This is a genomic window from Novosphingobium sp. KA1 (genome assembly GCF_017309955.1).
Lineage (GTDB): Bacteria > Pseudomonadota > Alphaproteobacteria > Sphingomonadales > Sphingomonadaceae > Novosphingobium.
Genome location: NZ_CP021249.1, coordinates 1 through 20002, shown reverse-complemented (window position 1 = coordinate 20002; position 20002 = coordinate 1). Strand labels below are relative to the sequence as shown.

Here is a 20002-nt window from a genome sequence, read left to right as displayed (position 1 = left end):
CCCTCGCTTGTCCCATCGAAAGGCATAGGCTATTGTCCACAGTGAGGACTTATCCTTATGACCCAGCGAGGGCCGAGGCGTCAGGCATGTCTGAACTTCAAATGATGGCCGGTTCACCAGGCAAGAGCTGGCGCCTGTTTGAGTCTTCGGACGTCGATGAAACGCGCGAGAAGATTTCGCGCGTGCTGCAACCGCATCGGCTGGCGCCCCTCAATCGGGGCAAGCATCAGGGGTCGATGAACTATGTCTCGCTCGGCAGCATCGGGATCGGGACGATTCGCTTCGGCGAAATGGCGATCGATCTGGACGAGGTCGAAGGCTATCATCTGTTCATCTTCTGCCTGTCCGGCAAGGCGGAACTCAACATCCATCGCGAAACCATGGACGCAAGCGGCACGCAGGGCGTCTATGTCGCGCCGGGCACCCCCCTGCGCGGGCGGTTCAGCCATGATTGCGAACAGCTGGTCCTGCGCGTCGACAAGCGGGCGCTGACCGCGGCCAATGAAGGCAACCTGCCGCATTTCCGCACCCGCATCGACATGAAGGCGCCCCTGTCCTCGCCTTGGGCCAGTATCCTCAATTCCCTGATCGGCGACGACAGCGCCATCGGCATGGTGCAGGGCGACGAACGCATCGCCCGCAATTATGAGCGGTTGCTGCTGAGCCTGCTGCTGGCGGGCGAGCAGGACGGCGCGCCGGCCCGCGCCAGCATCGCGCCGGCGGCGGTGCGCAAGGCCGAAGCCTTTATGCGGGAACATTTCGCATTGCCCATCACCCTGGGAGATATCGCCACGGCGGCCGGCGTGCCGGCGCGAACGCTGCTGGACAATTTCCGCAAGTTTCGCGACGAAAGCCCAATGAAGGCGCTGCGGCGATATCGGATGGACCATGCGCGGATGTTGCTGGAAACGGGCGAATGCAGCAGCGTCACCGATGCGGCGCTGGCGTCCGGGGTGTCGCATCTGGGCCGGTTCTCGCGCGATTTCCGGGAGCAATTCGGCCGGTTGCCGTCCGAGATCCAGATGAGCGACGCCTTCGCCTGCATCGGCGACAGCTGAAGATCCCGCGACCGACGCGCCTTTGAAAGGGACGACATATTTCGCGGCTAGGCTGACGGAGGTCCTTTGCAGGCCTATCCGAAAATATCTGCCATAATTGGATAATGCGCCCCAGAGGCTCGCGCTTGGCGGATAGCGGCGAAAAAGCCCAGGGCGTAGCGTCGGGATCATAAATTCACTGATGCGAGTCTGCTATCATGATCACTGAGAAAACGGCGCCATTCGAGGCTGACGGGTTTTTCGCCGAAGCCGACGGCTCACGCGTGCCCTATGCTGTCTTCAGTTCCCAGGAAATCTACGATCTGGAGCAGGAGCGCATCTATCGCGGCCCGACCTGGAACTTCCTGGGCCTGGAAGCGGAAATCCCCCATCCGGGTGACTACAAGAGCACCTTCGTAGGCGACACGCCCGTCGTGATGACGCGCACCGAAGAAGGCGGCCTGGCCGCATGGGTCAACCGCTGCGCGCATCGCGGCGCCATGGTCTGCCGCACGCTGCGCGGCAATGCGACGTCGCACAACTGCGTCTACCACCAGTGGAGCTTCGACACCAAGGGCAACCTGCTGGGCGTGCCGTTCCGCCGCGGTCAGAAGGGCCAGGCGGGCATGCCCAAGGATTTCAATCCCAAGGAACATAATCTGCGCCAGCTGCGCGTCGACAGCTATTGCGGTCTGGTCTTCGCGACCTTCAGCGAAGAGGTCGAGCCGCTGGACGAATATATCGGCGAAACGATGGGCGGCTACATCAAGCGCGTCTTCCACAAGCCGGTGGAATATCTGGGCTGCACCCGTCAATATTCGAAGTCCAACTGGAAACTTTACATGGAAAATGTGAAGGATCCGTACCACGCCAGCCTGCTGCACCTGTTCCACACCACCTTCAACATCTTCCGCGTGGGCATGAAGGCTCACTGCGTGACCGACGATAGCCATGGGCTGCACAGCATCATCATGGCGATCAAGGAAGGCCAGGACGAAACCGCCGGCGGCGACTACAAGGAACAGAATATCCGTTCCTACGACGAAGGCTTCCACCTGGAAGACGACAGCATTCTGGCGCTGGTCGAGGAATATGACATCGTCGCGACCAACCACATCCAGCCGATCTTTCCGCAGCTGGTCGTGCAGCAGATCCACAACACGCTGGTCGCGCGCCAGCTGTTGCCCAAGGGTCCGAACAATTTCGAGCTGATCTTCCACTTCTTCGGCTATGCCGACGATACGCCGGAACTGCGCAACCTGCGCATCAAGCAGGCCAATCTGGTCGGCCCGGCCGGCTACATCTCGATGGAAGATACCGAAGCGACCGAACTGGTCCAACAGGGCACCGTTCGCGACGGCCGGGAGACGTCGGTCATCGAAATGGCCAAGCATGAACCCGATCAGAGCAACACGCTGATCACCGAAAAGCTGATCCGCTCCTTCTGGCGCGGTTATCGCAAGCTGATGAAATTCGACCAATCTTCGGCTCAGGGGGCCTGAACATATGTCACACGCATTGCGCGCGGAACTGATGGCGTTGCAGGATGAGTATATCTCGACGCTCGACACCGACCGGCTGGAAGACTGGCCGACCATGTTCGTGGAAGATTGCTTCTACGAAATCATCCCCAAGGAAAATGTCGACCAGGGCCTGCCCGCGCCGATCATCTATTGCGACAGCAAGAAGATGCTGCGGGATCGCGTCGTCTCCCTGCGCCACGCCAACATCTATGCGGCGGTCATCTACCGGCATTTCGTGTCGGGCCTGACCTTTGCCGAACAGCCCGACGGCAGCATCGAAATGCAGTCGAGCTATCTGGTGATCAACACCAGTCAGCTGGGTGAATCGGTCGTCTACCAGACGGGTCGCTACAATGATGTGGTGGTGCGCGAAGACGGCCGGCTGCGCTTCAAGAAGAAGCAGTGCGTTTACGACACTTCACGTGTACAGACCCTGCTCGCGCTGCCGATCTGAGGAAAAGGATTAAATGACCAACTGGATTGACGTCGCCTCCGTCGAAGATGTGCTGGAGGACGAACCCTTTGCCGCCAATGCCAACGGCACGCCGCTGGCCCTGTTCCGTGTCGAGGACGAGTTCTTCGCGCTCTACGACCTGTGCTCGCATGGCGCGGCCAAGCTGTCGGAAGGGTTCATCGAGGATGGCTGCGTCGAATGCCCGTTACATCAGGGGCTGGTCTGCATCACCACCGGCGAACCCAAGTCGGCGCCGATCACCGAGGCCGTGCGCACTTTCCCTGTGCGCAGGAATGGAGACCGGATCGAGGTGGAACTTTAGAGCGGTTTTCGATCTGATTGCATCAGATCGCTGCTCTAAGTCTTTTGTTTACCGCGATTTCTTAACCAACGATCGATTCCGATCGCTTCGAAATCGCTCTAAGTGATCGGATGGGATGCGATGACCCTATCAACCCAATGTTTCGTGATCGTGGGCGGTGGCCAGGCGGGGGCATGGATCGCGCGCACGCTGCGGGCCGAGGGTTATGACGGCCGCATCCTGCTGATCGCGAAAGAAATCCACCTTCCCTACGAGCGGCCGCCGCTGTCCAAGGACATATTGAGCGGCAAGACGGAAATCGCTTCCGCCGCTCTGCTGACCGCCGACAGCGTCGCCACCCACCAGATCGAGGTGTGGACCGGCACCGTCGCGACGGAGATCGACCGGGATGCGCGGATCGTCCGCTGCGCCGACGGGCGATCGGTCACCTATGACCATCTGTTCCTGACCACCGGATCGCGGGTGCGCACCCTGCCCTTCACGCAAAAAGGCGAAGGGCCGAAGCGCGTGCATGTGCTGCGCGACCTGGACGATGCGCAGGGGTTGCGCACGGCCATGAAATCGTCGCGCCGCATCGGCGTGATCGGCGGCGGCTGGATCGGGCTGGAGGTGGCCGCCACGGCGCGCCAGATGGGCCTGGACGTCATCGTGTTGGAAGCCGCGCCGCGCCTTTGCGGCCGTTCGCTGCCCGAAGAGATTTCCGCCTATCTCGCGCTGATGCATAAGGACCATGGCACCGACGTCCGCACCGGCGCCGCGGTCGAAAAGGTGACGGCCACCGCCGATGGCGTGCAGGTCGATGTCGCCGGCGAAGCGCTGCATTTCGACCATGTCGTCATCGGCATCGGCATCGTGCCGGAAACCGACCTTGCCGCCGCCGCCGGCCTTGCGGTCGACAATGGGATATTGGTCGACGAATGCGGCCGCACACTGGACCCGCACATTTCGGCTGCGGGCGACGTCACCAGCCATCCCAACGCCTTCATGGGCGGGCATGTGCGGATGGAATCCTGGGCCAATGCGCAGAATCAGGCGATCGTGGCGGCCAAGGCGGCGATCGGCGCGGAAGCGGTGCATGCCGACATCCCCTGGGTCTGGTCCGACCAATATGACGCCAACTTCCAAATCATCGGCATGCCCGAGCGCGCCGCCACGCTGCACAAGCGCGGCAACGAGGCCGACGGCAAATGTTGCTGGCTGGCGGTCGACGCCGCCGGCAAGGCGATCGGCGCGGTATCGCTCAACATGCCGCGCGAACTGCGCCTCGTCCGCAAGGCGCTGGAACAGGACAAGACACCTGACCTCGACCAGTGGCAGTCGGACAAGATCCGGATTACCGAAGTCGCGCTGCTGCCGGCCTGAAGATGGGCTGCATTTCGAGAATAGCTTGGGCCTGGCTGCCAACGGCGGTCGGGCTCATCGCGTTGCGGGACGACCGATGGACCAAGTAACGACGCCTTTCCGGACGCGATCTGACAACTTTAATGTCTTCACCGACGATTAGGCGGCATCTCAGCATTCAGCCAATTGGCGGGGGTGATGGCGGCCGGGAAAGGTCCCGTGCAAATTGCATGGCCTGCTGGATGCGCGGTTGAAAGCTACCGCCTGATCCGTACACTGCGCGATCAACTATAATCGGAGAGCCCTGACCTTGTATCTGTTCACTTTTCTCTATCCCCGCCCGCAAGGCCGTGCATTCGGCTATGAGGGCTGACGACACGAAAGTGAATTTTACGTACGCTAAGGGAGAACCTTTAGCGAACGCTACTGCTGGCATTATGCGGCCAGGAGCGATGAAGGCGTGCGCAGCGGGCGAAGCTTTCCGGGATCGGGGCGGCTTTCAACATTCCAGCGATAGTCGCCGGTGAGCGAGATATGCTCCCATCCCAGAGGGGCGATATGGCGAGCAATGTTTCCTGGGATCGACAGCGTGCCGACCGCCTGTTCGAGATAGCGGGTGTTCCACAGGATGATGGCGGCCACGAGCAGATTGAGGCCGGAGGCGCGATAGGCCTGGTTCTCGAACCGCCGGTCGCGCAATTCGCCGAGCTGGTTGAAGAAGAGCGCGCGGGCAAGCGCGTTGCGGGCCTCGCCCTTGTTAAGCCCAGCCTGGGTGCGACGGCGCAGGTCGAGATCGCGCAGCCAGTCGAGCATAAAGATCGAACGCTCGACCCGTCCGACCTCGCGCAGGGCCAGAGCCAGTCCGTTCTGGCGCGGATAGGCGGACAGTCTGCGTAGTATAGCCGAAGCGGTGGTGGTGCCGCTGCGGATCGAGGTGGTGAGGCGCAGCAGTTCGTCCCAATGGTCGGCGACATGCCCGATGGCGACCGCATCTCCGGTCATGCCGGCCAGCAGCGGCCCCGCTTCCTGCCCGGGCAAAAGATGCAGGCGCCGGTCCTTCAGGTCGCGCAAGCGGGGCGCGAAGCGGTAGCCGAAGAAGGGCATGAGGCCGAACACATGATCGGAGGCGCCGCCTGTATCGGTGTAATGCTCCTCGATCGACAGGCCAGTGGCATGGTAAAGCAGCCCGTCAAGGACATAGGGAGCCTCACCGGCGGTCGCAGCGATCACGCGGCTCGCGAACGGATCATATTGGTCTGACACATGGGTGTAGAAGCTGACACCCGGCTCATTGCCGTTACGGGCATTGATGTCGCCGATCGAGGCGCCGCGCCCGCCCGAATGGAAGAGCTGGCCGTCGCTCGAAGAGGTGGTGCCGTCGCCCCACAGCGCGGACAGCGGCACGGTGCGGTGGACGTCGATCAACCGTCCCAAGGCCTCGCCATAGGCGGCTTCACTGATGTGCCAGTCGTGGAGATGGGCGAGCTGGCGCAGGGTCGCGCCCTGACAGGTCTCGGCCATGCGAGTCAGCCCGAGATTGATGCCGTCGGCCAGGATCACTGTCAGGAGCGCGTTTCGATCATCCGCCACGCGACCCGAGCGGCGATGGGTGAAGCATTCGGAAAAGCCGGTCCAGCTATCGACCTCAAGCAGGAGATCGGTGATCTTCACGCGCGGCAGTCGATCATAGGCGACGCGGCGCATATCTTCTGCATCGGGCGGTGTGATCGCCTTGAGCGGGGATATAACGAGGCCGTTGCCGTCAAGGCGCACCTGGGGCAGCTCTCCCTGCCGGGCGAGGATCGTCACTCGCTCGAGTGCGGTGTCGAGGCTGGCACGGCGTCCAGCGATGAATTTATCGAAATCGGTCTCGATCGCCAGCGGCAGCGGTCCTCGCGCGCGCATCGCTTCGAAGGTGGCAGGCGGCAGAAGGTAGCTGTCGAAGGCGCGATACTGGCGACTTTCTGCCACCCATATGTCCCCACCGCGCAATCGGTCACGCAGTTGGGTCAGCACGCACAGCTCATAGGCCGCGCGGACGACCTCACCGTCGCGCAGCACGAACGGCCGCCATGACGGTGGCACGAAGCGAAGCGGCGGTTTGTCGGGGAAGCGGCGGCGTCCGGTGCGATAAATATCGGCCACGAGGCGGGCAGCATCGAGCAGCCCTTGCACCGCGCCGGCACCGCGAAACTCGAAAGCGTTGAGGAACGGCCCGATCACGGAGCGCAGCGAGCGCTGTCGCTCGATCAGTTCGGCCGTGCGGTCGATCGTTTCCGGCGCGATCAGTAGCTCGGCGTTCACGACCGCCGTTCCCAGCCTTTCCCAGTCGATTGAACCGATGGCAGCAAGAGAATCGACGCCCCGCGCCCGCGCGTCGAGTAAGGTCCGGCATGAGCCGGTGATCAGGCGAAGCTGCGCCTGAAGCGAACGGATCGTACCGATGGCCTTTTCTTTGGTCCGGTTCTCGGCCCGGCGCATCATGCTCCCCAGGAACTTGTCCATCATCGTGAGAACCGCATCGGTCAGGCTTTCCTCAAGTCGGATGCCGGCAGCGGCAAGGATCGCATGGCGGCGCTTGTCGGGAAGTTCCGCAAGATGCTGCGGCGTGATACGCGCCGCTTCGTCTGCGATCCGATCGAACGCCGCCTGCGGGATCGTCGCGGCACGCGAGGCCGCAATTCCCAATGTACGAACATGGTCGAGCCGTTCGATCAGGCGCAGGATATTGCGTGGCGCAGGCGACAAGGGTGGGTTGCGCAGCCATGAGAGCCAGGTCGCGCTCTTGTCGTCGCGCCGCGACAACAGGGCGTCGAGCCGTGTGCGTTCGGGTTCGCCGAGATCCCCCGCGAGCACGTCATGGATCATATCCCCGGCCTGCTGCCGCGCTCGCCGCACGATCGCCTCGATGATCGTCACCGGCGGCAGCAGCAATCGCCGGCGCCGCATTTCGTCCATGATGATGCCGGCAAGCCGGGAGGGCTGGGTGACGGTCTGCGCGATCGGCATGGCGAAAGCGACCAACGTGTGAAAATCCGCACGGCCAAAAGCGCCATGACCGAAGCGTCGCGACAGGTCGGCAAGGTGCGTGCGCCGCGTCTCGTCGCGCCGGGCATAGTCGCGCCATGCCGCCGGCGAAACATTCAACTGACGGGCCACGAACGCCAGAATAGGCATGGGTGGTGCTTCGCCAGCTTCCAGCACGCGCCCGGGCCAGCGGAGATACAGGAGCAGCATGGCATAGCCGAGACGGGTGGCGTCGCCTCGCCGGGATGCGATCAATTCGAGGTCGTCGCGGGTCAAGGTGAAGTGGCGCGCAATCTCACGTTCATCAAGCGAGGGATCAAAATGCTCAGCAAGCATCTCGCGGGTCAGCAGGTGTCTTCTGGCCAAGGGCGAACCCCTCCATGTCGCTGTCCGTAAGACGTCCGTTGAACGGCCACCCGGATTGTGTCCGTCAACTCTGGACCTTCGATGGCGATTCGGACAAGATCACATGATGATGGTAAAACGGACACTATCGAGCAGCTCATGGCGCTGATCGGCTATGCGCGGGTCTCTACCCCCGACCAGAAGCTTTCGCTCCAGCACGATGCATTGGAGCGGGCGGGGTGCGAACGTGTCTTCAACATCTTCGGCTCGCGCGCGCAGTTCGAAGGCGACCTGATCCGCGAGCGCACCCAGGCAGGCCTGTGCGCCGCGCGCGAGCGAGGCAGCAAGGGCGGTCGTCGCCCCGTCGTCACACCCGACAAACTAAGTAAGGCGCAGCCGCACATCGCGGCAGGTCTAACCGTGCGCGAGGCCGCTGCGCGCCTAAAGATTGGAAAGACCGCCCTCTACAAGGCGCTCGAACAGACCACCGCGAACAACCAAACCTGATGTTCCCCGTTTGCTCGCCCTTAGCGTACGTAAAACTCACTTTCGTGTAGTCACCCCTCAATGGATCACGCCTTGGTCGGTTGCCGGCGGCGAAGTCGAGTTCGGTGGCGATCTCACCTATACGGCCCAGTCGGCCCGAAGCTGCGATTTTGGTCATCTTGGAGAACACGTCGGGAACGGGCTGGTTGTTGTTGACGATCGCCCATGCGAGGAACGACGTTCCGCTCCGATAAGGGAGCGGCGTTATGAGCCTTGGCGTTTCGAGTGGGGATCTGATCGGCTCCTGGAGCCTGAGTTTTTCGGACATCGCGTTCGTGACCGGCAAAGCGGAGACGGCACGACTGGGATTGGCGGTTCAGCTTAGATTTTTCGCCGGGCATGGCTTCTTTGTGCCGGATCATGCGTCGATACCCTCCGACGGTGTCTTGTATCTGGCGGAGCAACTTGGTCTCGATGCCAAATCCGTGAACCACTATGATTTTTCCGGGCGCACCGCCCGCCGGCATTGCGCGGAGATTTTGCGGCATCTCGGGTTCCGCCGTATGACGCAGACGGATCGCAGGGCGTTGTCGAGGTGGATTTCCGACGATCTTTGTGCGGGCGGGCAGCCGATCAATGCCATGCTCGAGCATGTTTTCCTGTGGTGCCGCGACCGCCGTATCTATGGGCCGTCGCGCAAGGAGCTGGAACGCCTCGTCCGTTCGCAACGACACCTCTATCTGGAGGCCCTGTTGGCCCGAGTCCGCGATCGGCTTGCGCCGGATGCGGTCGCCTTGCTGGAAGCCTCGCTCGCCGATCCCGATGGCCCGACCGGCTTCAACACGATGAAGGGGGATGCAGGTCAGGCGACGCTCGAAAACATTCTTGGCGTGACCGCCAAACTCGCCTTTATCCAACGGCTTGCTCTTCCCCGAGATTTCCTATCGGTCACGGGCAAGGCATGGGTCGATCAGATCGTTCGCCGGGTTGCCGGCGAGAAAGCCTCGGAGATGCGCCGGCATGTACCGGCGCGCCAGCTCGGGCTCTATGCCGTTTATCTGATGGCGCGGGAAGCTCAGCTTACGGATGCGATGGTCGACCTGCTGATCGAGACGGTCCATAAGATCGGATCGCGCTCGAAACGCAAGGTGGTGGGCGATATCGCGAAAGACATCGAGCGGGTCTATGGCAAGGAGCGACTCCTGGTCGAGATTGCCAGCGCTTCGATCGACGATCCATCCGGGCGCATCTGCGATGTCATTTTCCCAATCGCCGGCAAGGACAAACTGGCGGCGATCATCAAGGAAAGCCAGGCAAAGGGCGCCTTGGATCGGCGGATCTACAAGGTGATGCGGAGGTCATGGGCCAATCATTATCGCCGTATGCTGCCAAGCCTGCTTTCGGCACTGGAGTTCCGGTCGAACAACGCCGTGTGGCGTCCGGTGCTGGCGGCCCTGGACTGGATCAGAAGCAAAGTGGATGATGGATGCCGCTACGTGCCGCCGCACGCAGTGCCGGTCGACGAGGTCATTCCGGCGAGATGGCGCAGTTCCGTCATTGATGAAGAGGGGCGCGTAAACCGGATCAGTTATGAGCTTTGTGTCCTCGCGCAACTGCGCGATCGCATCCGTTCTAAGGAAATCTGGGTTGTCGGGGCGGACCGATACCGCAATCCCGATGACGATCTTCCCAAGGACTTCGATGCGCGGCGAGAAGCATATTACACAGGATTGAACCTGACGGCGGATGCGCGTGCATTTTCAAGCGCCATCCGGGAAGAGCTTGCTCAGGAACTGTTGCTCCTCAATGCCAATATTCCCCGGAACGACAAGGTTCGGCTGCTGTGGCGCGGCGAGAACCGTATATCTCTCACCCCGTTCAAACCCTTGCCCGAACCCAGGGGTCTCGCCTCGATCAAGACCGAGATCGGCCAACGCTGGCCGATGACCGGGCTGCTCGACGTACTGAAGGAGGCTGCCCTTGATACGGGACTTCTCGAAGCGTTCGAAACATCGGCCTCGCGTGTTGCACTGCCGAAAACCGCGCTGGATCAACGTCTCCTGCTATGCCTCTACGGCCTGGGAACGAATGCCGGGCTCAAGCGGATCGCCGGCGCCACCCCCGATGTCAGCTATGAAGAGCTGCTGCATGTCCATCGCCGCTTCGTTCATGCCGCGGCGCTCAAGGAGGCGTGTGCCAGGGTTGCGAATGCGACCCTGGCAATCCGCAATGCTGCAGTCTGGGGGGACGCCGGCACGGCCTGTGCGTCAGATTCCACAAAGTTCGGAGCCTGGGATCGCAACCTGATGACGGAATGGCATGCGCGTTTATGGTGGACGGGGCGTCATGATCTACTGGCATGTCGAACGACGCGCGACATGCGTCTATTCCCAGCTCAAGCGCTGCTCTTCCTCCGAGGTCGCCTCCATGATCGAGGGCGTGCTGCGCCATTGCACCGACATGGAAATCCAGCGACAATATGTTGATAGTCATGGCCAAAGCGCGGTTGGCTTTGCATTTTGCCGGCTTCTCGGATTTGAGCTTGCACCCCGCCTGAAAGCGATCGCTCGCCAGAAGCTGGCTCTTCCCGATGTCGGCATGCGAACGCGGCTTCCCCACTTGCAGCCGATCCTCTCCAGTCCGATCAACTGGGATGAGATCGAGCAGCAATATGACGAGATGGTCAAATATGCAGCCGCGATGCAGACAAAAACCGCCGACCCGGAGGCGATCCTGCGCCGGTTTAGCCGCTCCGAGGTGATGCACCCGACCTACAAGGCGTTGAGTGAGCTGGGCCGCGCGGTCAAGACGATCTTCCTGTGCCGGTATCTGCGCGAGGAGTCCTTCCGCCGCGAAATTCATGAAGGCCTGAATGTCGTTGAAAACTGGAACAGTGCCAATGGGTTCGTTTTCTTCGGCAAGGGCGGCGAGATCGCCACTAACCGCATCGATGAGCAGCAGCTCTCGGTCCTGGCGCTACATTTGCTGCAAGCGTCGCTTGTCTATGTGAACACCCGAATGCTTCAGAGCGTGCTGGTGGAACCGAAATGGACGGGCCGGATGACGCCGGATGATTATCGCGGCCTCACACCGCTGATTTACAGCCACGTCAATCCTTATGGCCGCTTCGACCTCGATCTGAATAGCCGGATCGATTTTGGGCGGCTTGCTGCCTGACCGGGGCCTTTCCGCTCGCACCATTTGGGTGCACCCGAACGTGACGATCGGAAGTGACATATACGACATGTCACAAAAGGGTGGTTCCGTCACCAATGTTACTGTACGAGGGCAAAGCCACCCTAATGTGACGGATTTGCCCATGACCCGCGTCGGCTACGCCCGCGTCAGCACCATCGACCAGGATCTCGACATCCAGGTTGCCCGGTTGAAGGCAGCGGGCTGTGAAATCCTCCGCTCCGAAACAGGCTCGGGCGCATCGCGCACTGGACGCACGGAGCTTGAGACGATCATGCAGTTCCTGCGCGCCGATGACGAACTCGTCGTCCTGCGTCTCGATCGGCTCGGTCGCTCCACACGCGATGTTCTCAATCTGGTTCATGAACTCGACCAGAAGGGAGCCTCATTGCGGGTGCTTGAGCCGGAGGTGACGACGGCCGGAAGCATGGGGCGGATGGTGATCACCATGGACTTGTAACGGTTTTGTGCCGGTCACTTGAGAGTTTAAGGCTCGTTCAAGGAGACCGACGAGATGATGAAGCATAGTGAAGAGTTCAAGCAGGAGGCTGTGCGCATTGCGCTGACCAGCGGGTTGTCGCGCGGACGCGTCGCGTCAGATTTGGGTGTCGGCAAGTCGACGCTGAACAAATGGGTTTCGCATTATCGTCCATCGGACCTGGTGGCAGCGCCGCAGGCAGATCTGGCACGAGAGAATGAACGGCTTCGCCTTGAGAACCGCGTGCTTCGGGAGGAGAGGGAAATCCTAAAAAAGGCGACTCAGTTCTTCGCGAGCCAAAGGCCGTGAGGTTCGCCTTTGTGCACAGCTGGCGGCATCGGTGGCCGGTGGAGCTGATGTGCCGTGTCCTTCAGGTGAGCGAGCGCGGTTATCGTTCCTGGCGCTCGCGTCCAGTAAGTCATCGGGAGCGGACAGACATGAGGGTGCTGGCCCATATTCGGGAACAATATAGCCTGAGCCTTGGCAGCTACGGTCGTCCGAGGATGACGATGGAACTCAAGGAGGCGGGCCTTGATGTTGGTGAGCGTCGGGTCGGCCGCCTCATGCGGATCAACGGGATCAAGCCGGTCCGCACACGCAAACACAAGGTGACGACGGACAGCCACCATCGCCTGGGTGTCGCAGCGAACTGGTTGGATGGCGACTTTGCCGCCGATGCGCCAAATTGCAAATGGGCTGGCGACATCACCTATGTCTGGACATCGGAAGGCTGGCTCTACCTTGCCGTCATCCTCGACCTGCACAGCCGCCGTGTCGTTGGCTGGGCTGTCAGCGATAGGATGAAGAAGGATCTGGCCATCCGGGCATTGGATATGGCGGTGCGCCTGCGCAATCCGCCGCATGGCTGCATTTTTCATTCCGATCGCGGCAGCCAATATTGCTCCTATGACTACCAAAAGAAGCTGCAGGCCTACGGCCTGCGTCCATCCATGAGCGGCAAAGGCAATTGTTACGACAACTCCGCCGTCGAGACATTCTTCAAATCCCTGAAGGCGGAAATGATCTGGCGGCAGAGCTGGCCAACCCGGCGGCAAGCAGAGGCCGCCATCTTTCAGTACATCAATGGCTTCTACAACTCACGGCGGCGCCATTCATATCTGGGCGGGATCAGCCCACTCGCCTTTGAGGCCAAGGTGGCATAATGAGATAGGGGACCGGCGCAAAACCGTTACAAGTCCACCATTCTGGGCATGGTCGCGGACATGGAACTGACGTTCATCAAGGACCGGCAGCGCGCCGGGATCGAGGCGGCGCGCGCCGAAGGCGTCTACAAAGGCCGGAAGAAAAACATCGATGACGATGAAATCCGACGCCGGATCACCGCCGGCGCGAGCAAGGCCAGCGTCGCGCGCGACCTCAAGATCTCAAGAATGACCGTCTATCGGGCGCTTGACGTCATTCCTTCAAGGATCGGGCTGCCGGAAAAGCCGCCTTCTGTCACCATCGCCCTGCATCTGACCATCGAGAACTTCAACAAGCATGGTCGTGGCAGAAAGCCCGCTCGCGAGCGCATTGAGGCGATGCTGGAGCGGGATTACCAGATGCAAAAGACCGGGAACTGCGATTACACGCTGACCGTCGCCTATGATCAGGGTGCCGATGGCGTCAGCCTCGATGATGAGATCGCATCTCTCCAGACAGAGATGTTCAACATCGCAGAGAGCTACAGGTGCTCGATCGAGACCGATGTTTACGAGATTGGAGGACAAGAGCGAGCCTGGTAGATCGCCATGTTCAATCTTTGTTCTTCAACATGGCCAAAATCGCAGCTTCGGGCCGACTGGGCCATATAGGCAGGCGAAGCGCGGCCTTCCCTGACATATTGCCGAAATCGGTCGGCATGGATGCGGCCAGCCACGTCCGGGGAGATGCCGATCTTCCGCACTTGCCGCAGGCGGTCGAGAATCTGGCGGATGTGATCGGGCCTGGCCGCAACGGGAATGGTCTTGAGCGAAGCGAGTTGGCTCATGCCGCCGGCGTCGTCAAAGACCTGGTCGAGGGCGTGGACCTGTTCGGCGCTAAGATCAGCGATCAGGGCGTAGGCAGCCTGCTTGCGGGCACGCGCGCGTCCCGCACTACTGGCGCGTTCGATGGTGGAGATGGACGGCAGTAGAATCCGGGCCTCGCGAAGGGCGGTGACAACGCCGATCGCTATCGTCATCCCCTTGTCGGTCGCCCATGCCGTTTTCGCGGCCGCTTCGATCATGAAGGGAATGTCGGCGCGGGTTGGTCCACGAAGGCCCGCTCGCATCGCCAGCTCGCGGGCATGGTCCGTCATCGTCTGATCCCGCGCTGCATAGTTGGCCAGGTCGGTTACGTGTAGACCAAGTTGTTCCGCGACGAAGGCGGCGAGATCATGGGGTATCGCTCCCTTGTCCTGTATCAACTGCGCCAGTGTGATGCCCGGGTGCCGCAAGAGCGCGAGTTGCAGCGCGACACCCAACTGGTTCCGTCGCTCCCGTCGTGCGCCGATGATCTCGATGTCCGAAGGCTCGAAGGTGTAGAGCCGGGCTAGATGGTCGCGCTCGCTCGGGATGGCGAGGATCTGATCGCGTTCGCTCTCGGTCAGGAGTTGATGCTTACGCTTCGTCATTCCGATTCCCGTCCACAAAAGGTCATCTGGGCCTATGGACAGCCATGAGTAAAGAGACATAGTATGTGGACGGATATGGATGGGGCGAAGCGATCGCCCTTCAGATCGTCCACAGAACGACCGTTTGGGAGACGTGCGGCATGGGTGATATTCTGGGCTATGCCCGCGTCAGCACCGGCGATCAGGACGTTGCGGGCCAGACCATGCGTCTGGAGAAGGCTGGCGCCATCAAAATCTTCACCGATGTCATTTCAGGTAAGAGCATGGAACGGCCCGGTCTGGCTGAGCTAATCGCCTATGCCCGCAAGGGTGACACGCTGGCGGTGGTCCGCCTCGATCGGCTTGGGCGCTCGCTTGCCGAACTTCTCACCACGGTTGAGACGCTACGCGGTCAGGGCATCGCGCTCCTGAGCCTTGAAGAAAAGATCGACACTTCGTCAGCTGCCGGCGAGCTCATCTTCCATGTGTTTGGGGCCATCGCCCATTTTGAGCGACGGCTGATTTCTGAGCGAACCAGAGATGGTATTGCCGCCGCCCGTGCTAAGGGCAAACAGCCTGGCCGTCAGCCGCTGGACATGTCCAAAGTGGATGCGGCCATCAAGCTGGTCGAAGCTCGTATCTCGCCTACCGAAGCAGCGCGGCAACTCGGCATCGGCCGATCGACCATTTATCGCGAAATGCGTAGGATGGGAATCGAACGGCCCGCCTGATTAAGCGCCCGTCCGTTCGCATCGAGCGTTCGCCATGCGTTCTCGCTTAGCGTTGTTTAGCGTACTTTCCACGCTATGCCCTCTGATAACCCGAGATCGAGCCGGCCGGAACCCGGCGGGATAGTTGGGAAGGAGAAGACTTGGGGGCCCGATCGGATCAATCTCTCGCGCAGCGCGCCGCCGACCTCATCAGGGAGGGGGTGCGGAACGGCGAGTTCGCCCCGGGCCACCGCCTCGTGGAGGGCGATCTTGCGCGGCTGCTCCAGCTGGGCCGCGGCCCGGTCCGCGAGGCGCTGCGTCTCCTCTCCGTCGATGGCCTCGTCACCCTCGAGCGCAACAAGGGCGCCGTGGTCTCGCGCGCCTCGAGAGCGATGCTGCTCGAGATCTTCGAGGTGCGCGAGCTCCTGGAGGGACTCGCGGCGAGGCGGGCGGCCGCCAACGTGGCGACGCGTGGCCCGTCCGACGTGATGCACGAACTCCTCCGCGAGGAGCGCGAACGCGACACGGACCAGAACCCGCAGGTCCTGATACAGGCGAACGAGAGGCTGCACCGGTCCATCGTCGAGGCCGCCGACGCGGTCACGCTCGGCCGGGTGCTCGGACTGCTGGACCTGCCCGACATGCGCTTGGTGTTCTTCCGGATCGTCTCCCCGGCGGTGTGGCGCTCCTCGCGCGACGAGCACATCGCCATCCTCGAGGCGATCGTCGCGGGCGAGCCCGAACGCGCGGAGGAGGCGATGCGCGCCCACGTGCGCCACACGGCCGCGCTGTCGGACCAGCTGCCGTCCTCGTCCATCGCCTGACGGCGCGTCGGCGGGGACGCGCCGCGGCCGGCGGGGAACCCGCCCTCGCCCACTCCACCCGCCCGATCGGACGACGGGAGCATCCCGACCAGGGATCCCGACGGCGCGGCGGGCGGCTCGGGGCCCTCCGAGCCCGGCCTCAGAGCTGACTGGCGGGCAGGTTCACGGCGAGTCCGTCGAGCGCAGCGGAGAGGCGGATCTGGCACGACAGGCGCGAAGTCGGCCGCGGCTCCTCCACGCACTCGAGCATGTCGGTCTCGGCCTCGTCGGGCGGGGGCAGCCTGGAGAACCAGTCCACCGGGACAATGACGTGGCATGTCGCGCAGGCGCAGGCGCCCCCGCACTGCGCAACGATGCCGTCGACGCCGTTGCGGACCGCCGCCTCCATCAGCGAACCCGTCGGCGGCACGTCGACCTCCCTCGCCGCGCCGTCTGCAGCCACGAAGCGGAGCCGGATGGTCTCCGACACGATCAGCCTCGCGGGGCGTGCCGGCCGGCCGCACGGCGGCACGGGGGCGGACCGTCACGCATCGGCGAAGCTCCTCGTGATGCGCGCGAAGTCGTCGGGGTGCTCGATCATCGCCCAGTGCCCGCAGTCCGGGATCAGGTAGCCCCAGCTGTTGTCGATGAGCTCCAGGAAGCGATACGCCTGGCCGACCGGCACGACCTTGTCGCACTTGCCGTTCACGACCAGCGTGGGCACGCTGATCCGGCGGATGTAGTCCTCCTCCCAGAAGAGGCCGCCCTGCTCGGCGATCCACGCCATCGTGGCGGAGTATGCGCGCCGCGTGTCGTCCTGGACGGAGAGTTCGTATCGGTAGTCGATCATCTCGTCGTCGATTCGGAAGCTGTCGGTCGTCAGCGCCCGCACGAGCCGCACCATGCCTTCGCGCGTGAAGTCGTACTTCAGGATCGGTGCCAGCGCGGGATCGATGCGCGTGACCAGGCCGGCGCTCCCCATGAGGATGAGCTTGGAGACGAGATCGGGACGCTCGACCGCGACGCCGATCGCCGTCGCGCCGCCCATGGAGTTGCCCACCAGCGTCGCCGGACCGACGTCGAGCGCGTCCAGGAACGCGATCATGTGCCGCACGCGCGCCGGCTGCGAGTAGACGAAGTCGCCGTTCGGCTTGGCGGTGTGGCCGAAGCCGACCATGTCGACCGCGATCACCCGGCGATCACTCGAGAGGTGGGGGATGACGTTGCGCCAGTTGCCCCAGCTGTCCGCGCCGGCACCGCCGCCGTGGATGAGCACGATCGGGGGTCCGGCCCCCTCCTCGAGGTAGAACGTGTCTATCCCGCCGGCGTCGGCCCGCCGGCCGGCCTCCTGAACCGTCTGCATCAGAACCTCCAATCCTCGTTGGCCTCGCGCCCGAGCCGGACGCCGCGCGGCTAGCGGAACGCCATGCCGCCCATCCCCGTCATCCACTGCGGCATCGGCTCGTAGTAGATCCGCTCGCCGCGCCAGCCGCGGCCGGCCGCCATCGCCGCCACCATGATCCAGTTCACGATCTCGAGGCCGCCGTTGCCCGCCTGGTCGAGCAGCTCGGGCACGCCCATGCCGGACAGGTCGCCGAGGTCACCAGAGGCGAGGGCCTCGATGACGCGCTCGTCGAACGCCGCGTTGACCTCGCCGTGGCGGGGTAGGTTGATCCAGTGGCTGAGGCCACCGGTCGCCAGCGCCACTACGCGGACTTCGGCCGGCAGGTCCTCGGCCACGGTCCGCGCCACGACCTCGCCGAGCGCCGCGCAGCGCGCGGGCGACGGCGCCGGATCCATGTTCGTGTTGACCAGCAGCGGCACCACGGGCGTCGTGCCTTCGGGGTTGACAAACATCAGGGGCACCATGACGCCGTGGTCCGGGCGAAGCTCTTCCGCCTGTGCCAGGTCGAAGCTGTCGGCCGCGCGGCGGCAGAGGGCCTGGGCGAACGCGCGGTGCCCGGGGAACGGCCGGCGTTCGATGTCCATGTCCCCGAAGGGTGTGAAGGTATCCGAGACGCCGACGGTGAACGGCGGCTGCAGCTTGGTCGTGATGTTGAAGAGGTGGTCGGATCCGACCACGACGAGGAGGTCGGGATCAAGCGCGCGCACGCGCCGTCCGATCTCGTTCATCCCGTCCACGACGCGCAGCGCCTGGTCGTCGCCCACGGGCGAGCCGAAAAGGACGTGGGATGTCGCGAAGGCGCCGACGAGCTCAGCCATGACCCTTCACCAGTCCGCGGTAGGCCTTGATCGACACGAAGTCGGGCGCGGCCGGGTTCGTCGCCATGAAGTGGTGCATCTGGAGCACCGGGTGGAGACCCGCCCCGGTCAGGGCCTCCTGCCCGCCGGCGTCGATCGCCGCCCGCTGTTCGCGCGACAGGCCGTAGCGGTCGTAGAGCGCTTCGCGGTCGTTCGCGAACGCCTCCAGGTTGGCCGGGTCCGCGAACAGCTCCTGGACGAGCTGGTTCACCCGGTAGCTGTCGACGCCGGTCATCGGACGTCCCTCGTCTGGATGCCGCGGTTGTACTGGCTGGCGAGCCGCCGCCACTCGATGATCGCGCGGTCCGACTCGAACAGCACCTCCTCGCGCCAGCCGCGGTCGTCGGCGTAGAACGGCTCCATCGACCGGCGCGCGAGGATGTCGTCGTCGTTGAACCCGTTCAGCGCAAGCTCGACCCACTTCTCGCGGAACTCGGCCTCGAACGACCGCGCCTCCTCCTCCGAGCCGACTCGGCGGCCGAGCATCTGGAGGTAGAGGTGGTGCCCCTCGTCGATCGGCACGTACCACTCGAACTGGGTGAGCGTGGGGTCGGGGAACGGGTCGACCTTCAGCACGCCGGGCAGCCAGACCGAGATGCTGATCGCGACCATCTTGCTGCCCATGTGACCTTGGATCGCCGGCTGGCCCTCGATCGTCGCCTCGAAGATCGGCACGCTGTGCTCGCCGAGGAGGTCGAACACGCCCTTGGGCGCCCCCTCGCCGGTGACCGACCGCGTCAGCTGTTCGGGATCGCCGGGCGCGAAGCCCAGCGGGAGCGCGATATCGTTCCCGTCGAGCAGGATGGACGACTTGTGGATGAAGACGTGGCCCGCGTCGAAGCCATTCTCGACACCCATGCGCCAGTTGGCGTCGACCACCCGGTGCTGCCCGTGGACGGCCAGGTCGGCATCGAGGAAGCCCGGGGGCACGTCCTCCGCCAGGTCGTGCGGTTCCTGATCGCCGACGAACAGGAAGACCAGCCCCTTCTCCTCGCGCACCGGGTAGGTCTTGAGCGCGTGCCGACCGATCTGGACGCTCGTCGGGTTGGTGAGGATGTCGACGAGCTTCCCGTTGTCCCAGCGGTAGGTCCAGCCGTGATACCAGCAGGAGATCGTGGCCTTGGAGTAGCACTCGACCTTGTCCGACAGGGTCACGCCTCGGTGCAGGCAGCGGTCGGCGATGGCGTGGACGACGCCGTCGACCCGGTTGAGCAGCACCTTCTCGCCCAGCAGCTGGACCGGCACCGGGCTCGCCTCGGCGACCTCAGCGGACAGGCGGACGGGATACCAGTGGTTACGGAAGCCGAGCTTGGCGTCGATGTACGGTGCCCAGGCGCGTGTCCGCCGTTCGGCGATTCCCGCCGGGACGCTTGCCGTCTGCATGGTCGCTCTCCTGTGTTGTTGACGGAAATGTTAGCAATCATGT

The 20002-nt window shown here is 63.1% G+C and carries 15 protein-coding genes and 4 pseudogenes; 12 read left to right on the top strand and 7 right to left on the bottom strand.

Annotation, left to right across the window (positions count from 1 at the left end; translation table 11 throughout):
- Positions 1-86: 86 nt before the first annotated feature.
- The 5 genes from CA833_RS25590 to CA833_RS25570 all read left to right on the top strand — a co-directional run bounded on the left by CA833_RS25590 (position 87) and on the right by CA833_RS25570 (position 4698).
- Positions 87-1058 (top strand): AraC family transcriptional regulator, encoded by a 972-nt coding sequence (locus tag CA833_RS25590; RefSeq protein WP_080572766.1) that lies wholly within the window; start codon positions 87-89, stop codon positions 1056-1058.
- A 197-nt stretch (positions 1059-1255) separates the two neighbouring features.
- Complete coding sequence (gene andAc, locus CA833_RS25585; protein WP_010335332.1) at positions 1256-2539, top strand: anthranilate 1,2-dioxygenase large subunit AndAc; 1284 nt, start codon at positions 1256-1258, stop codon at positions 2537-2539.
- A gap of 4 nt (positions 2540-2543) precedes the next feature.
- The gene (gene andAd, locus CA833_RS25580) at positions 2544-3014 is read left to right on the top strand and encodes an anthranilate 1,2-dioxygenase small subunit AndAd (RefSeq protein ID WP_011607936.1); all 471 of its coding nucleotides are present in this window, start codon (positions 2544-2546) and stop codon (positions 3012-3014) included.
- Positions 3015-3027: 13 nt separating this feature from the next.
- Entirely contained in the window at positions 3028-3336 is a 309-nt protein-coding gene (gene andAb, locus CA833_RS25575; protein WP_010335334.1) for an anthranilate 1,2-dioxygenase ferredoxin subunit AndAb, read from the top strand.
- Positions 3337-3456: 120 nt separating this feature from the next.
- On the top strand, positions 3457-4698 hold the full coding sequence (locus CA833_RS25570) for an NAD(P)/FAD-dependent oxidoreductase (protein WP_010335335.1): 1242 nt from the start codon (positions 3457-3459) through the stop codon (positions 4696-4698).
- Positions 4699-5112: 414 nt separating this feature from the next.
- Here the strand turns inward: CA833_RS25570 and CA833_RS25565 are convergent, their stop codons facing one another.
- Complete coding sequence (locus CA833_RS25565) at positions 5113-8070, bottom strand: Tn3 family transposase (protein WP_255535897.1); 2958 nt, start codon at positions 8068-8070, stop codon at positions 5113-5115.
- A gap of 138 nt (positions 8071-8208) precedes the next feature.
- Between CA833_RS25565 and CA833_RS25560 the strand changes: the two genes are divergently transcribed.
- The 5 genes and pseudogenes from CA833_RS25560 to CA833_RS25540 form a co-directional block, all read left to right on the top strand.
- Complete coding sequence (locus CA833_RS25560) at positions 8209-8556, top strand: recombinase family protein (protein WP_011607933.1); 348 nt, start codon at positions 8209-8211, stop codon at positions 8554-8556.
- Positions 8557-8801: 245 nt separating this feature from the next.
- Positions 8802-11712, top strand: a pseudogene (locus CA833_RS25555) (Tn3 family transposase).
- 142 nt (positions 11713-11854) lie between these two features.
- Positions 11855-12181, top strand: a pseudogene (locus CA833_RS25550) (recombinase family protein); the annotation flags it as partial.
- Positions 12182-12244: 63 nt separating this feature from the next.
- Positions 12245-13371, top strand: a protein-coding gene (locus CA833_RS25545) for an IS3 family transposase (RefSeq protein WP_202981374.1) whose coding sequence is annotated in 2 segments (ribosomal slippage) — positions 12245-12476 and positions 12476-13371 — 1128 coding nt in all. Because the reading frame shifts where the segments join, the coding sequence is not laid out codon by codon here.
- Positions 13372-13407: 36 nt separating this feature from the next.
- A pseudogene (locus CA833_RS25540) lies at positions 13408-13953 on the top strand (helix-turn-helix domain-containing protein); the annotation flags it as partial.
- Between the two features lie 56 nt (positions 13954-14009).
- Here CA833_RS25540 and CA833_RS25535 read toward each other — a convergent pair.
- Positions 14010-14822: pseudogene (locus CA833_RS25535) on the bottom strand (DUF4158 domain-containing protein); the annotation flags it as partial.
- A gap of 140 nt (positions 14823-14962) precedes the next feature.
- On the opposite strand from CA833_RS25535, the gene CA833_RS25530 reads away from it, so the two are divergent.
- Positions 14963-15532 (top strand): recombinase family protein, encoded by a 570-nt coding sequence (locus CA833_RS25530; protein WP_011607925.1) that lies wholly within the window; start codon positions 14963-14965, stop codon positions 15530-15532.
- A gap of 140 nt (positions 15533-15672) precedes the next feature.
- On the top strand, positions 15673-16335 hold the full coding sequence (locus tag CA833_RS25525) for a GntR family transcriptional regulator (RefSeq protein ID WP_011607924.1): 663 nt from the start codon (positions 15673-15675) through the stop codon (positions 16333-16335).
- A 139-nt stretch (positions 16336-16474) separates the two neighbouring features.
- Here the strand turns inward: CA833_RS25525 and CA833_RS25520 are convergent, their stop codons facing one another.
- The 5 genes from CA833_RS25520 to CA833_RS25500 all read right to left on the bottom strand — a co-directional run bounded on the left by CA833_RS25520 (position 16475) and on the right by CA833_RS25500 (position 19959).
- Entirely contained in the window at positions 16475-16792 is a 318-nt protein-coding gene (locus tag CA833_RS25520; protein ID WP_066713172.1) for a 2Fe-2S iron-sulfur cluster-binding protein, read from the bottom strand.
- A 66-nt stretch (positions 16793-16858) separates the two neighbouring features.
- Positions 16859-17677, bottom strand: coding sequence for an alpha/beta fold hydrolase (locus CA833_RS25515; protein WP_011607922.1), 819 nt, complete (start codon positions 17675-17677; stop codon positions 16859-16861).
- A 50-nt stretch (positions 17678-17727) separates the two neighbouring features.
- Entirely contained in the window at positions 17728-18537 is an 810-nt protein-coding gene (locus tag CA833_RS25510; protein ID WP_011607921.1) for a subunit of meta cleavage enzyme, read from the bottom strand.
- Positions 18530-18811: a subunit of meta cleavage enzyme gene (locus CA833_RS25505; protein ID WP_011607920.1), complete on the bottom strand. Its 282-nt coding sequence runs from the start codon at positions 18809-18811 to the stop codon at positions 18530-18532. Before CA833_RS25505 ends, CA833_RS25510 begins: the two co-directional genes overlap by 8 nt.
- Positions 18808-19959, bottom strand: a complete 1152-nt coding sequence (locus tag CA833_RS25500; RefSeq protein ID WP_011607919.1) for a Rieske 2Fe-2S domain-containing protein — start codon at positions 19957-19959, stop codon at positions 18808-18810. The genes CA833_RS25505 and CA833_RS25500 overlap by 4 nt, the downstream gene beginning before the upstream one ends.
- Between the last annotated feature and the right edge of the window lie 43 nt (positions 19960-20002).

Coding starts and splice junctions, on each gene's coding strand:
- CA833_RS25570 (WP_010335335.1), top strand. CDS start 3,457: ATGACCCTATCAACCCAATGTTTCGTGATCGTGGGCGGTGGCCAGGCG.
- CA833_RS25560 (WP_011607933.1), top strand. CDS start 8,209: ATGGCGCTGATCGGCTATGCGCGGGTCTCTACCCCCGACCAGAAGCTT.
- andAc (WP_010335332.1), top strand. CDS start 1,256: ATGATCACTGAGAAAACGGCGCCATTCGAGGCTGACGGGTTTTTCGCC.
- CA833_RS25500 (WP_011607919.1), bottom strand. CDS start 19,959: ATGCAGACGGCAAGCGTCCCGGCGGGAATCGCCGAACGGCGGACACGC.
- andAd (WP_011607936.1), top strand. CDS start 2,544: ATGTCACACGCATTGCGCGCGGAACTGATGGCGTTGCAGGATGAGTAT.
- CA833_RS25510 (WP_011607921.1), bottom strand. CDS start 18,537: ATGGCTGAGCTCGTCGGCGCCTTCGCGACATCCCACGTCCTTTTCGGC.
- CA833_RS25530 (WP_011607925.1), top strand. CDS start 14,963: ATGGGTGATATTCTGGGCTATGCCCGCGTCAGCACCGGCGATCAGGAC.
- CA833_RS25515 (WP_011607922.1), bottom strand. CDS start 17,677: ATGCAGACGGTTCAGGAGGCCGGCCGGCGGGCCGACGCCGGCGGGATA.
- CA833_RS25590 (WP_080572766.1), top strand. CDS start 87: ATGTCTGAACTTCAAATGATGGCCGGTTCACCAGGCAAGAGCTGGCGC.
- andAb (WP_010335334.1), top strand. CDS start 3,028: ATGACCAACTGGATTGACGTCGCCTCCGTCGAAGATGTGCTGGAGGAC.
- CA833_RS25505 (WP_011607920.1), bottom strand. CDS start 18,811: ATGACCGGCGTCGACAGCTACCGGGTGAACCAGCTCGTCCAGGAGCTG.